Source organism: Paenibacillus dendrobii (assembly GCF_009807035.1).
Taxonomy (GTDB): Bacteria; Bacillota; Bacilli; order Paenibacillales; family Paenibacillaceae; genus Paenibacillus_AQ; species Paenibacillus_AQ dendrobii.
This window is the reverse complement of the sequence record NZ_WUBI01000003.1, coordinates 118,093-132,061: the sequence shown is the minus strand read 5'-3', so window position 1 is coordinate 132,061 and position 13,969 is coordinate 118,093. Positions and strand designations below refer to the sequence as shown.

11 protein-coding genes are annotated in these 13,969 nt (G+C 49.9%); all 11 read left to right on the top strand.

Features of this window, described 5'->3' with window-relative positions; all coding sequences use genetic code 11:
* Positions 1 to 5 precede the first annotated feature (5 nt).
* Entirely contained in the window at positions 6 to 794 is a 789-nt protein-coding gene (locus GRF59_RS18755; protein ID WP_160499254.1) for a hypothetical protein, read from the top strand.
* A 167-nt stretch (positions 795 to 961) separates the two neighbouring features.
* A complete protein-coding gene (locus GRF59_RS18750; protein WP_160499253.1) occupies positions 962 to 1,882 on the top strand; it encodes a polyprenyl synthetase family protein in 921 nt (306 codons plus the stop codon).
* A 170-nt stretch (positions 1,883 to 2,052) separates the two neighbouring features.
* Positions 2,053 to 2,226, top strand: a complete 174-nt coding sequence (gene comX, locus GRF59_RS18745; RefSeq protein ID WP_160499252.1) for a competence pheromone ComX — start codon at positions 2,053 to 2,055, stop codon at positions 2,224 to 2,226.
* A gap of 53 nt (positions 2,227 to 2,279) precedes the next feature.
* The gene (locus GRF59_RS18740; RefSeq protein WP_160499251.1) at positions 2,280 to 4,655 is read left to right on the top strand and encodes an ATP-binding protein; all 2,376 of its coding nucleotides are present in this window, start codon (positions 2,280 to 2,282) and stop codon (positions 4,653 to 4,655) included.
* Positions 4,633 to 5,292, top strand: coding sequence for a response regulator transcription factor (locus GRF59_RS18735; RefSeq protein WP_160499250.1), 660 nt, complete (start codon positions 4,633 to 4,635; stop codon positions 5,290 to 5,292). The genes GRF59_RS18740 and GRF59_RS18735 overlap by 23 nt, the downstream gene beginning before the upstream one ends.
* Positions 5,293 to 5,517: 225 nt before the next feature.
* Positions 5,518 to 6,147, top strand: a complete 630-nt coding sequence (locus GRF59_RS18730) for a TetR/AcrR family transcriptional regulator (protein ID WP_160499249.1) — start codon at positions 5,518 to 5,520, stop codon at positions 6,145 to 6,147.
* A 51-nt stretch (positions 6,148 to 6,198) separates the two neighbouring features.
* Positions 6,199 to 7,689 carry a DHA2 family efflux MFS transporter permease subunit gene (locus GRF59_RS18725; protein WP_160499248.1) on the top strand — a complete coding sequence of 497 codons (1,491 nt, stop codon included), beginning with the start codon at positions 6,199 to 6,201 and terminating at the stop codon, positions 7,687 to 7,689.
* 204 nt (positions 7,690 to 7,893) lie between these two features.
* A complete protein-coding gene (locus GRF59_RS18720; RefSeq protein WP_237391914.1) occupies positions 7,894 to 9,087 on the top strand; it encodes a GGDEF domain-containing protein in 1,194 nt (397 codons plus the stop codon).
* Between the two features lie 171 nt (positions 9,088 to 9,258).
* On the top strand, positions 9,259 to 10,569 hold the full coding sequence (locus GRF59_RS18715) for a hemolysin family protein (RefSeq protein WP_160499246.1): 1,311 nt from the start codon (positions 9,259 to 9,261) through the stop codon (positions 10,567 to 10,569).
* A 3-nt stretch (positions 10,570 to 10,572) separates the two neighbouring features.
* Positions 10,573 to 11,730, top strand: coding sequence for an AI-2E family transporter (locus GRF59_RS18710; RefSeq protein WP_160499245.1), 1,158 nt, complete (start codon positions 10,573 to 10,575; stop codon positions 11,728 to 11,730).
* Between the two features lie 153 nt (positions 11,731 to 11,883).
* The gene (locus GRF59_RS18705) at positions 11,884 to 13,833 is read left to right on the top strand and encodes a helicase C-terminal domain-containing protein (protein ID WP_160499244.1); all 1,950 of its coding nucleotides are present in this window, start codon (positions 11,884 to 11,886) and stop codon (positions 13,831 to 13,833) included.
* Positions 13,834 to 13,969: the final 136 nt, after the last annotated feature.

Sequence of the window (13,969 nt, the reverse complement as noted above, 5' to 3'; positions counted from 1 at the left end):
CTTGGATGCTGAACGCATTTTTTGAACTGCAGCCGGTCGCTGACCGACTGCAGATCATCAATCGCTACCGTTATGACCAGCCGCTGTTCACAATAACGCATCAAAGACCGGAGCAGCTGAAACTCATGCTGGAAAGTCCCGAGATATCGGCGAAGGCCCAGGGGGTTGAAAGCTTGTTCCGCAGGGGGATCTTGGTAGATCCGTTTCATTCAGCCGGGCTCGAGCGGTTTAGACAGTTTTTTTCGCAGGTCAGCCATGACGTGGATTTATACTCCCTTTCCTTGGTCGTCATGAGGGAATATCTGCGGTCGGAGTTTGCCGTCATCTCTTTGGTCGAAACCGATCTGGAATTGGATCTATGGCAGCCTATTCGTTCCAAGGGAGAGGACGCGCCCCGCAACTATCTGGTTCTCTACAGCGAACCGGAGCAGCTCCGGCAGCTGAAACAGGGGATGGTGAACGTGGAACGGGGTGACACGCTCTTTTTGTGCCGCGTCACCAAGGGGGAAGTCTCGGAGATTGGTCCGCTGTACGTCACTCATCCTACTTTTTGCTTAGACTGCATGGTCAGCAGGCTTGATGCTTACCATATCCGCTGGACGACTCCCATGATAATGTCCGGCCAGCAGCTTTTGGAAGAAGAGTTCCTGAAATCGATGATAGACCATTACAGCTCGTACATTACGCTGCTCGCCACCGTCCATGAACGGAAAATACTGCTGCGGAATCGGGAGAGCAGCTTTACAAGCCTGATTTCTCCCCGTTCTTCCCGGTGTCAATGCCAAATAAGCTGAGATTTCTTACCTGCGGTCCCGAGAGGATTGCAGGTGTTTTTTTATTTATTTAAAGAAGGGGATGCCTAATGAATATTTAAATAAGGAAAACTCTGGAAGTCAAAACCTTAATCTATTAAACTAATAGTTAAATATTGGGTTAAATTGGAGATATAGGGGGATGGAGCATGAAGGATTTCGAAGTGAGAATCATGTCCGAATTAGTAGAATATGCAGAAGCGTTCTTCAAAGTGGAGGTTTTGCGCGAGGCGGCATTGGCGTCGCTGCAGGTGAAGCAGTCCGAGTCTCTGCTATTCGGCAAATTGACGGTGCTGCATTACCGGATGTTTGGAGGGGAAGATTCCGAAATTTACAGAGCGGCTGCCGCAGTGGAACTGATGATTCTGGGGCTGGACATTATCGATGACCTCCAGGATGAGGACCATAATGACATGCCGTGGCATATGCTTAGCAAGGATATCGCCCTCAATTTGGCGATCGGTTTCCTGACCTTATCCCAAGAGGTTCTTCTCGAGTGCGCTTTCCCACTGGATAGAATTCATAAGTCGGCGCTTTATTTCAACCGCCAGATTCTCGTAGCCATCAACGGTCAAACCCTGGACCTTCTGAACGCGATTGAGGATGAAGCTTATTATCTGGACATGGTAAAACAGAAATCCGCAGCTCTGCTGGTTTGTGCCTGTATGACGGGCGTGATTATGGCCACCGGACAAATGGATGAGCGGGTTGCGGATTATGCACAAGAGGTCGGTATAGCTGCGCAAATCAAGAACGACTACCGGGATTTACTGGACTGGGGCAATAAAAATGACTTTCTTCGCCGCAAAAGAACGCTTCCGCTGCTATATCTGCTGTCTGCGGCCGAGGACCAAGCGGATAGCTGGATCGGGGACTACATAGCCGGCCGGCTGGAGCTTGAGGAGGTGCTGCCGCGTTCCGGAGAATTCGGCGCCGTGGTGGAACGGACAGGCACGGCTTTGTACACATCCGTCCGGATGCGTTCCCACTATTACCGATTTCTCAGCATTATCGAAAGCATGGAGATCGATCCGAAATGGCGTGATTTGATGATCGAGGCTGCGCGCTGATATCTCCGGACCGCAGAGTTGAAGCGAACGCAAGGTAACCACGCAAAGGCCGCATAAAAGCACGCAACGGGTTTGCGGTAAATACGTGACAGGTTGTCGTTTTGCAATGGGTGTTGACCTGATATATTGAAATCAAGGAAAACAAATGAACCCATTGGGAGGTAACGACAATGTTAAAAGAGATGATTCGTAAAATGGTAATGGAACCTGATTTTATGGCCCGCATTCAAAATGGGCAGCTGCAGCTGGCAGGCATCTCCGCTCTGGAACAGCGTGCACTCATGGACGTCATGCAAGATCGCAAGCCTGATGAATCTCTTCGCAAAACAGTGTACTGGTGCTAAACCCAAGCCCCTGTTATCATTACATAATCTGATTTACCTGGAGGCATACTTCATTGTCGAAATGGATAAGCAACATGAAACTCGGTGCAGGACTGATTGCGCTTTTCGTGCTAATCGTGTATCTGGCCAGTGTCATCATAAACCAGAGGGATATGGGGATCGATGTAACGCTGAACAAGAACAACCAAATCGTTGTCGCGGGCGTCGAACCGGGCAGCTGGAGCGATGGCGTCATCAAACCTGGCGACATCGTCCTGCGCTTGGACGGAGCCGATCCTCATCAATCGGAAATGATTCAAAAATACGAAGTCATTGAAGGTGCGGACTATCTGGATATTGAGCGGATGGGACCCGACGGCAACTCGGCGGTATTGTCTTTTGCTGTGGACCGCGGCGTTTCGATGCACGGCATGCTGCTCTATCTGATCATTCCCGGTGCTTCTCTCTTGATACTCGGGGTTTTCTCTGGGTATGTATTTTGGAAGCAAAGAGAAGACCGCGCATCGCACCTCTTGATTTTGTTTTTTTTAAGCATCGGCATGAGCTATTTCAGTTCGGCCGCATCGGGTCTGGTTAATCCGATCGGCAGAATTACACTGGGTTTCAGTTTTGCCAGCGTTCCCGTTTTTTTCATTCATTTCATGCAGGCATACCTCCGGCGCTACAAGGAGAAGTTCGTTTCCAAGACGGGGCTGGCAATATTGTACAGTTTGGCTCTGCTTGTGGGTTTTCTGCTGGTGCTGAGCGTGATTCCGGGAGTATTCATTCATCCATATGAAACGACGAGTTTGCTTGTTTTTTTCGTTGCAGCCAATTTCATTATCGTATACAAACTCATATATCAATTCATCAAGCACCGCTCCGGTGAGCTTAGGTCTCTTTTTAAATTTGCTCTGACCGGACATACGGTTGCTTTTCTGCCGTTTTTGCTGTTTGACGCCATTCCCGGCTTTTTCGGCTTATCCCTGGCTCCGGCCAAGCTGACAGCCATCTTTTTACTCGCGATTCCGATTGTCTACTTCTATCTGTTTGTAACGAAGAGACTGTTTGATATCGATTTTGTTCTGAACCGCTTTTTTTACTATACGACCATTTCTTTTATTCCGGCGCTGGTCATTATCGGATTTATGGCTTTTATTATGCATCAGAATCAGTATACTTGGGTGAAGTGGATTCAAGTTTTTTTTCTCGTGTATCTCATGATTACCTTGTTTTTATTCGCCAAAGAGTTTATGGACTACCGGCTTCGGCCGCATTTTCTTAAGGAAACCCATGATTTCCAGGGAAGCATTGACCGTTTCTCCAAACGGATCTCGAAAGTGATGAACAGATCCGATCTGGAGCAGGTGATCGAACGTGAAGTATGCATGATCCTGCCTGTGCGGAGCGTATCTTTCCTGAAAATCGTTCAGGATAAAAACACGGAACACCTTACGGTTTATGGGGATGGAAGAGCCGATCCCGAGATCGAAGACGCCCTGCAAAAATTGGCCCATAAGCCTGCGGTTGGAGACATCATCCGATTACCGCAAGGCGTTGGCTTGGTGACGGGCAATTACGGAACGCAGCAGCATGTTCTATGGATCGACGAGAAGGTAAACCATACCAGCCTTAATCTCGATGAACGAAACTGGCTCAAAACGATCGCCCATTACAGCGGCATCGTCTATGAAAACTTGTATCTAATTGAGGGACTGATCGAGAACCTGGAAATGGAGATGAAAAATCAGAAAGAAGCACCTTCCTGGGTGCTCCGCCTGATTTTTACTTTATCCGAGAATGAGCGCCGGAGGCTGGCGTCGGATCTTCACGACGCAGCACTGCAGGATCAATTAATATGGTATCGGAAACTTGAATCCCTGATGCTGGATCATCCGATGGAAGAGGGGCTTTTGGATCAACTGGAGCTGATCAAGGAGGGGCTTCTGGATGTGATTCACCAAATCCGGCAGACCTGCAATGAACTGCGCCCGCCGCTCCTGAAGGAGATGGGGATTGTGGAGGCTCTCGAGCAATTGATCCAGCAGGAACAGATCCGTTCCAATTATTCCGTTAAGCTTCATACCGAGCCGAAGGTGATTGAGCTCAATGACGTTCAGATTCTGGCGGTGTACCGCATCGTGCAGGAGCTCCTGAGAAATGCGGATAAACACGCTGGAGCGTCGCAGATCATGATCGAGCTGGAGCAGCGCGGTAATGAGTTGTTTTTTTACTATCGGGACAACGGTCGCGGCCTCCAGTTGACGGAGCTCACCGATTCGTTTAAACATATGGGTATTTCCGGAATCAAGGAACGGGTCCGCAGCCTCGATGGGGAAATTGTTTTTAATTCGGAGCCTGGAAAGGGCTTCGAGGTCCAGCTGACATTGCCGCTTGATGCCCACAGTAATGAAGGAGGAGAGAACGATGATTCGTATTTTGTTAGTTGACGATCATCCTTCGGTTTGTGAAGGGACCAAAAACATGATTGAGCAGGACCCGGACATGGAAGTGACGGTATCCTATTATTCTCCTGAGGCGCTGGAAATGGCCAAAAATCAGGAGTTCGACGTGATGCTGTTCGATCTCAACATCCCCGTGATCAGCGGTCTGGAGCTCACCAAGCGTCTGATAAGCATCAATCCGGATTTTCGGATCCTGATTTATACCGGCTATGAAATCAGTTCGAATTTTAATCTGCTCGTGGATGCGGGCGTATCCGGCGTGATTAGCAAGACGGCCAGTCGGGACCAGCTGCTCAATGCCATTCGCTGCGCGCTTCGCGGGGAAGCAGTCATCCCCGTGTCGCTCTTCAGACAGCTGAGACGGAGCGAGGTGCGGCTATCTTCCGCTCGCAACGACAAGACGATGGACGATGTCTCCATCAATGAGCGGGAACAGGAAATCCTTCAGGAGGTCGCCGGAGGGAGCAGCAACAAGGATATCGCAAGCAAGCTTCTCATGAGCCAGCGTACGGTCGAATATAACTTGACGCGCATTTTTGAAAAGCTGGGAGTCAGGTCGCGATCGGAAGCGATCGTGGAAGCCAAGCGGCTGGGACTTATTCATAACGGAGAATTTGTATAACGGAAATAATTCTTTAAAAACCTTGAATTCTCAAGGTTTTTTCTTTTGTATGATTTATGGATTTATTTATATCGGCGCAGGTGGACATTCCTATATCATTTTTGTTTTGGGTCATATTCCAAAATATGTTGACATTTACATAGTCAGCCGTTAAATTAAACGATGTATTAAACAGTGTTTAAATTAAATTTTATATATTGGGAGAGGAGGAAGGAGGACGCTTTGATGAAGGATGACAGCTCGGTACATACAGCAGGAACAGATACGAAAATGGACATATTGAATGCCACCGTCGAGCTGATCCGGGAAGAAGGAGTCGCGTGCGCGACGCTGCGCAGAATTGCGGAGAAAGCGGAGACCAATTTGGCGCTCGTGAATTATCATTTCGGCTGCAAGGATAAGCTGATCTCCAAAGCGATCGGCAAACTTGTAGGTACCTTCGATGATGCTTTCGCCATGCTGGAGGATGAAGCGCTGGAGCCGCTTGAGCGGTTGAAACAGTTTTTTTACCGCTACCTCTCACATTTGCAGCAGTATCCCGGACTTGCCAAGGAGATGATGGATCAGAGCCGCCTGATCCTCTGCTCGCAGCATGAATATGCACGCTACAGTCAGGTCATGAAAACCGAAAAACTGGTCGGCACGCTGCAGGAAATTACCCGCGAAACCGACGAAGCCGTGCTAAGCGGCATGATGGCGCAGCTATACGGCGCGGTATTTTATCCGGTCATTATGCATTCTTACATGAATATGTCCGGAGATGAGCCTGCCCCGGATATCCACCTTCCGGAGCTTGAGCAGCAAATCGAAATGCTCTTCAACCTTTATTTTCACAAATACACCCAGAAGCCTTAGGAGCATCGCGAAGACTGTATAAACTATATATAGAAATGAGTGGAGAAACCTATGTCTAAACCATTGGCGGGACATCCCGCCGAAGAAGCGCCATTCTCGCTGAAGGCAATCCTTCCGCCGCTGTTGGCGGTTGTCGTCGGCATGATTATGGTTATTTTGGACGGGACGGTCGTGAACGTGGCGGTACCGAAACTTGTGGACTTCTTTCACAGCGATCTGAAAACGATCCAATGGGCCATCACTGGTTATACGCTGGCACTCTCGGCCGTCATTCCTCTTGCGGGCTGGATGACCGACCGTTTTGGAGCTAAACAGGTTTTTGTTACGACTATTATTATGTTCGTCCTTGGCTCGGCATTGTGCTCCATAGCACAGAGCGCGGCCCAGCTCATTATTTACCGCGTGATCCAGGGTCTTGGGGGAGGCATGGTGGCTCCGATCGGGATGGCGATGGTATTTAAACTCGCGCCGCCGGAGCGCAGAGGCGCCATTATGGGCATGCTGGGTGTGCCCATGCTGCTTGCGCCAGCCCTTGGACCGGTGCTATCCGGATGGTTAGTGGAATATGCTACCTGGCGCTGGATCTTTCTGATCAACGTCCCGATCGGCGTGGTCGCGGTTATCTTAGGTATTGCTTATCTGCCTAAAGCGGATCATCATGCATCCAAAAAGTTGGATCTTCTGGGTATTATTTTGGCACCGATTGCTTTCTCCATGCTGGCATATGGCGTTAACGAAGGCGGAAGCGTATCTTGGACGTCCAAGGGAGCGGAGCTTGGCCTTATTGTAGGCGGGGCCGCATTGATCCTGTTTATTCTCGTGGAGCTCATTCACAAAAGTCCGCTGCTCGAACTGCGCGTATTCCGTTCCACGGATTTCACGCGTGGCATTATTCTCGCTTGGATCATGCAGGCCTCCCTGTTTGGCTGCATGCTGTTCGTTCCTCTGTACCTGCAGAACATTCGGCAGTTCACGCCGCTCGAAACCGGGCTCATCCTGCTTCCGCAGGCGCTGTGTTCCGGGCTTGCGATGCCGATCAGCGGCCGGGTCTTCGATAAGTACGGCGCGCGGCCGATTGCTTTCGTGGGTCTGACCATCATTGCGGTAATGCTGTTCCTGCTCGGCCGGATTGAGGCTTCAACATCGCTTTACTACATTATGCCGGTTCTTGGCGCGATGGGCTTCGGGATGGGCTTATCGATGATGCCGCTGAATACGCATGTGTTGAACGCAGCCCCGCGCCAGTGGGTCAACCGCGTGACGCCGCTGACGACGGCCATGCAGCAGGTCGTTGTGTCCTTCGCGATTGCGGGCATGACTGGATTCATGACGAGCCGGGTAACCGATCACATGACCGAAGCGGGCCAAAGCGCAAATCCGCTGACAGCCGCGGTGCAGAGCTTCGACGACGTGTTTATTCTGTCCGCCTGTCTGGCTGCCGTGGGCGTTGTCCTCTCTCTAATCCTCCGCAAGCCGAAGGAGATGCAAGTCGTTTCCGGAGAGGAAGGAAAGCCGGATCCGTCGCTCATGATCGGACACTAATGTTTGCAATGAAGGTAAAGGCCCGCGGCTGTTTCACTGAAACGGCTCCGGGCTTTTTGCCGTGAATTTGTTGCCTTTGCCGTCTTGTCCGCAAAATAGCGGAAACTTCGACATTTTTTTGCATAATATGATCTGTAATTTTTTGTAATCTGGTATAATCATCTCAAATGGTTATCAATTCAAGAAGATGGTGATTAGGAAAGCATGATTTTATCATTGGATATGAAGACCGCTTTTGTTTCGGTTGTGCTCGGGCATCTTTTCACCGTCGTATTAATTAGTGCCTATCGGTATGGACATAAAAAGGACAAGCTGATCAACACGTTTTATGTCTCCAAATGGCTCGAGGTCATCGGATGGGGGCTGGTTATATTCCGTGGAAGCGTTCCCGAATATATATATCTCAGCGTTGTGAATTCGATCCTTTTCGCCGGAAGCGCGGTGGAAACGATCGCTCTTTCCATGGTGCAGCATGCCTATAACCGTAAGGTAAAAAGGAGATATCTCGCCTTTACGTTATTCAGTATCATCGGGTTTAACATTCTGGTGTTTCTGGACAATGCGGAAAGCACAAGGATTGCCTTTGCTTCTTTTTGCACGGGCATGTTTTTGGTGTACCCGGTATACCGGATGATGACAAGCAGCTATACCTCGAAGCTCAAGCGTCTTATGGGCTATCTGTACGGGATCGTTGTCATCGGACTGTTCAGTCGCTCGGCCATGTCGCTTTTTACGGGAGAGTCCATGGGCTTTTTTACGCCGAATGTATATCAGGCCCTTTCTTTTTTATCCTTGTACCTGATTATGATTTTGGAGAATACGGGGTTCATCCTGCTGTATAAGGAGCAGGCGGACGAGCGGTTGATCCAGATGGCCACTAGCGACGATCTGACCGGTACGTTAAACAGAAGAACCTTTATCGAGCAGGCGGAGAGTTACCTGACCCAGCTGTCCAGAAGCAGATCCTCGGTTTCCTTTATCCTGTTTGACATTGATCACTATAAAAATATCAACGATACCTATGGACATATTGCCGGTGACCGCGTGCTTGCGAGTATGTCTGCGCTGATTAAGGAAAAGCTGAAAGACGTGGGCCTTTTTGGCAGGTTCGGAGGCGATGAGTTCGCCATTTTGCTGCCGGGCATGGACGAGAAACAGTCCGGCGAGGCAGCGGAGCAGCTGCGTCAGGCGGTGGAGCGTATGCAGGTTTCATCGATTCCGGTAAACTTCACGATCAGCATGGGCATCGTAACCCTGGACAGGAGGTTTGAGCCGGACGTGAGCAAGCTGTATAAATGGTGTGACCAAGCTTTGTATGAGGCTAAGCGACAGGGAAGAAATCGCGTAGTTCGCATCCGGTTTACGAATGAGAAGCAGGGGGTTATTGAATATGTATAGCGTGGATTTACGCGATGAGGCCTTGGTGTAAGGGGAAACTCCCGAAGCTGATGCCTTTTTTTGAAAGAATTCCTTCTATCGGAATTGAAACCTAAGTCGCTGAAATACCGTATAAGCATGTTAGTAACCATTCAATCATTTATTAATTTATCCGAAGGAGAAGATGCATCAATGGAAAGTGACAGGTATATTTTAAATTTAGTTTTGGTGGCACTAATGATTGGGTTATCGGCCTTTTTCGTGGCGGTCGAATTTGCGGTGATCCGCGTACGGGCAAGCCGGGTGGACCAGCTGATGGCTGAAGGTCGCAAGGGTGCCGGCGCGGTAAAGAAGGTACTGGAAAATCTGGACGGGTATTTATCCGCCTGCCAGCTCGGCATTACAATCACATCACTCATATTGGGTTTCCTCGGGGAACCGACGGTGGAGAAAATTCTTCATCCCTTGTTCGAAAAGTGGCATTTTTCCGAAGGACTGAGCTCAGTATTGTCTCTAATCATTGCCTTCGTTGTCATTACGTATCTGCATGTGGTTATCGGGGAATTGGCGCCGAAAACCGTGGCGATCCGCAAAGCGGAAACCATCGCCCTCTGGTTCTCGCCTCCGATTATCTGGTTCAATCGAATCATGTACCCGTTTATTTGGCTGCTCAACGGCTCGGCGAATCAGCTTGTCAAGTTGTTCGGCATCAAACCCGCCTCGGAGCATGAAGAAGCACATTCCGAGGAAGAGCTGCAGATTATTTTAAGTGAAAGTCATGAAAGCGGAAAAATTAACGACAATGAATTCGGATATGTAAGCCGGATCTTTGCGTTTGACAATATGCTGGCCAAAGAGATCATGGTTCCGCGTACCGATATGATCTGTCTTGATAAAAATAAACCGCGGGAAGAAAATGTTGAAATTATTAAAGAGCAGCAATATACCCGTTTTCCGCTCATCGATGGCAGCAAGGACAACGTGATCGGCATCATCAATACGAAGCAATTTTTCCTGGCTTATGAAGATGACCCGCATGTGGATGTAACCACGCTGATTCATCCGGTCATGGCCGTTTCGGAGGTCACTCCGGTCAATGTTCTCCTGCAGCGGATGCAGAGCGAAGGCACGCACATGGCGCTGCTGATCGATGAATACGGCGGGACTTCAGGCATTGTAACCATAGAGGATATCATCGAGGAAATCGTTGGCGAGATCCGCGACGAATTTGACGCTGACGAAGAAGAAGAGATTAAGGAGCTGGAAAAAAACCACCTTATTGTCGACGGGATGGTATCCATTTCGGAGATCAACGATTATTTCAATCTTGATATTGATACCAAAGAATGGGATACCATTGGCGGATGGCTGTACAGCCAGAGCAATGAGATGGAGGAGAAGGATACCTTCATGCAGGACGGCGTTGCGTTTACCCTTCTAGAAAGGGAAAACAACCGTTTCTGCAAGCTGGAAATTATCAAGAAAAGACGAAACGAGGAATAAAAGATGGACAATTCTTCCGTGAACTGGGCGAGCCGCTTCAAACGGTTTTTCTTGAATAACCGGTTTGTATTGTTTTTGCTGGTTCTGCTCTTGATTGGCGTCAACATTATGGTGCTTAGCAAAATATCTTTTATTTTCCATCCGGTCATCGTCCTGTTGAAAACCATCGTATTACCAATCATTCTCACGGGAATCGTGTATTATTTGCTGAATCCGATCGTGGATTTTCTGGAAAAGCACAAAGTGGGACGAATTCAGTCCATTTTGATGCTGTACGTATTTATTATCGGCATTATTGCCGTGCTGCTGACGCTTGTCATACCGGTGATCCGGGAACAAATTACGGACCTGGTCAGCAATTTTCCAGAGTACAGTGAAATGGTGAGAATACAGTTTGAGCATCTGATGGGAAGCAAGTTGGTTAACCAATTTCAGGATTCCATCAACTTCGATCCTCAGGAAGTCATCAGGACGATTTCTCAGAAGGCAACTTTATTCTTGAATAAGACGTGGACGGGGATCGGCGGCTTTGTCGGCAACTTGATCGAAGTGGTCCTTTCCATCGTGACGGTACCTTTTATTCTGTTCTACCTGCTGAAGGACGGCAAGAAACTGCCGGGCTTTATTCAGAGCTTCGTGCCGACGAGACTGCGCGGTGAAACCAACCGGGTCATGAGCGAGATGAACCATCAGATCAGCTCCTACATCCGGGGCCAGATTATCGTCAGCTTCTGCATCGGCGCACTCTTGTTTATCGGCTACATTATCATCGGTCTGAAATATTCGCTGATCTTGGCGGTTATTGCGGCCTTCACGAGCGTGGTTCCTTATCTGGGTCCCGCGATTGCCATTACGCCGGCGCTGATCGTTGCGCTCGTGACATCGCCGATTATGCTGCTGAAGATGGTCATCGTATGGACGGTCGTCCAGTTGATCGAAGGGAAATTCATATCGCCGCAGGTGATGGGCAAGACACTCAAGATTCACCCGATTACGATTATCTTCGTGATCCTGACCAGTGGCAATCTGTTCGGCATTGTCGGTATATTGCTGGCAGTTCCGGGTTACGCGGTGCTTAAAGTGGTCGTTTCTCACATCTATCAATGGTTTAAAATCCGTTCGCGCTTATATGAAACGGAGCCGGTAAAACCGGAGGTATAGGAGCAGCAAGATCAGGCCGCGGGCAACCGCGGTTTTTTCTTTTTTTCTATGAACCATTGTAATTCCGCTTGCGGCGTGTGATAATGGGATGTTCGTCTTCATGGACAAGTGAAGGGGAAAGATTTTCAAGTGAAAGCTGGAGGTAATTTAAACGTGGAACGGTACCCTTTTACGTATGATCCTGCACGGCCTTTTATTCAGCAAGCGGGTGAATGGGTGGCGGATGTATTTTACGACTTACTGCCTGATGCGGGCTTCGAGGTCCGCGATGAGCAGATATATATGGCGTTTCAACTGGAAAAGGCATTTGCCGAGAAAAAAACGATTTTTGCTGAAGCCGGCGTCGGCACGGGCAAAACGCTGGTCTATCTACTATACGCCGTGTGCTACGCGCGATATACGCGCAAACCGGCCGTCATTGCCTGCGCCGATGAGTCCCTGATTGAGCAGCTGGTGAAGCCTGAGGGCGATATCGCCAAGCTGGCCCGGCACCTGGATCTGATGATCGATGCGCGCCTTGGCAAATCGCCGGATCAGTATCTGTGCCTGCGGAAGCTGGACGATGCGCGCGTGAAGGGCGATGAAGAGATGCTGTGGGACGGCATTGCTGCCGGACTGCCGGATTTTGTGTATTCCCATGCGCCCATGCAGTCCTTTCATGCCTACGGAGACCGGCGGGATTATCCGCAGCTGAGCGATGAGCAGTGGCAGCAGATTAACTGGGATTCTTTCCAGGACTGCTTCACCTGCGACAGGCGCCACCGCTGCGGGCAGACATTGTCCCGGGATCATTACCGGCGTTCGACCGATTTGATTATTTGTTCGCATGACTATTATCTGGAACATGTCTGGACATATGACGGCCGTAAACGGGAAGGCCAGCTGCCTCTGCTGCCGGAGCACTCCTCGGTCGTTTTTGACGAAGGACATTTGCTGGAGTCAGCCGCAATGAAGGCGCTCGGGTACAAAATGAAGCATGTTGTGTTTGAAGAGCTCATTACGCGGCTGCTGCAGAATGAAATCCGCGAGACGCTTGCGGTGCTGATTGATGAATCCATCGTGCAAAGTGAAGCGATGTTCTCGGCATTCGGGCGTTCTAGCCGTTTGATAGCAGGCTCGGACCGGAAAGAGATCATGCTGAGCGAAGAGCTGCTCCGCGAGGTGCACCAGTTCCGAAGCCTGCTGACGGCGATTGAGGAAGAGCTGGTGTTCGAAAGCGAACTGTATACGCTTGACGATTACCAGCTGCGCATCGTAGAGGAGCATCTGGAAATGATGCAAAAGGCGCTGATGCTGTTCGAGCGTTCGGAAGCCTTGATCTGCTGGGTGACGGACAGTCCGGAAGGGCTAACGCTTTCGATTATGCCGAAGAGTGTGAAGGAAGTGCTGGAAGAGCATGTATTTGGTCTCAAAATGCCGATCGTGTTCTCTTCGGCTACTTTATCCGTAGACGGTTCTTTCCGATACGTGGCGGACAGCCTCGGGATCAACAGTTTCCTGTCCTTCTCGGTGGCATCGCCTTATGAATATGAGCAACAGATGGAGGCGCTCGCGCCGGCGTGGAATCTCGCCGAAGGCTTCGACGGCAAAATGAAGGAAGCCGCGCGGCTGCTCCAAAAAACCGGCGGCAGAGCGCTGATTCTCTTCAAAACTAGAGAGGAGCTGCGCCTCTTTAAACAAGAGGCTGCAGCAGAACCGGCACTTGCGGGCATGAAATTCTATTTCGAGGGTGACGGGGAAATCAGCCATCTGATTTCGGCATTCCAGCGTGAAGAGGAGAGCGTGCTCTGCGCGGTCAGCCTATGGGAAGGCCTGGATGTGCCAGGCCCATCACTTTCGAATGTCATCATTTGGTCGCTGCCTTTCCCGCCGCATGATCCGGTGTTTATCGCGAAGCGGAATGCTGCTGTTGACCCCTTCGAAGAAGTGGATCTGCCTTACATGCTGCTGCGGTTCAGACAGGGCATCGGACGCCTGATCCGCTCGCGGGATGACCGCGGAATTGCCGTGATTCTGGGTGAGGAGCTGCGCATGAATTCTACGGTTAAAGAGCGTGTGTTAGCAGTGCTTCCAGATGGCGTAGAGCTGCAGGAGCAGGCTTGATATTTATGATCATGAATCATTTACGGGATCAACATTTCAGCGTATAAAATAGCAGGTGGAAAACTCCAATATTGGCGCCGCAGAGACGTCTGATATTGGAGTTTTTTTGAGGACTGATACGCTGCATTCGCCCGAG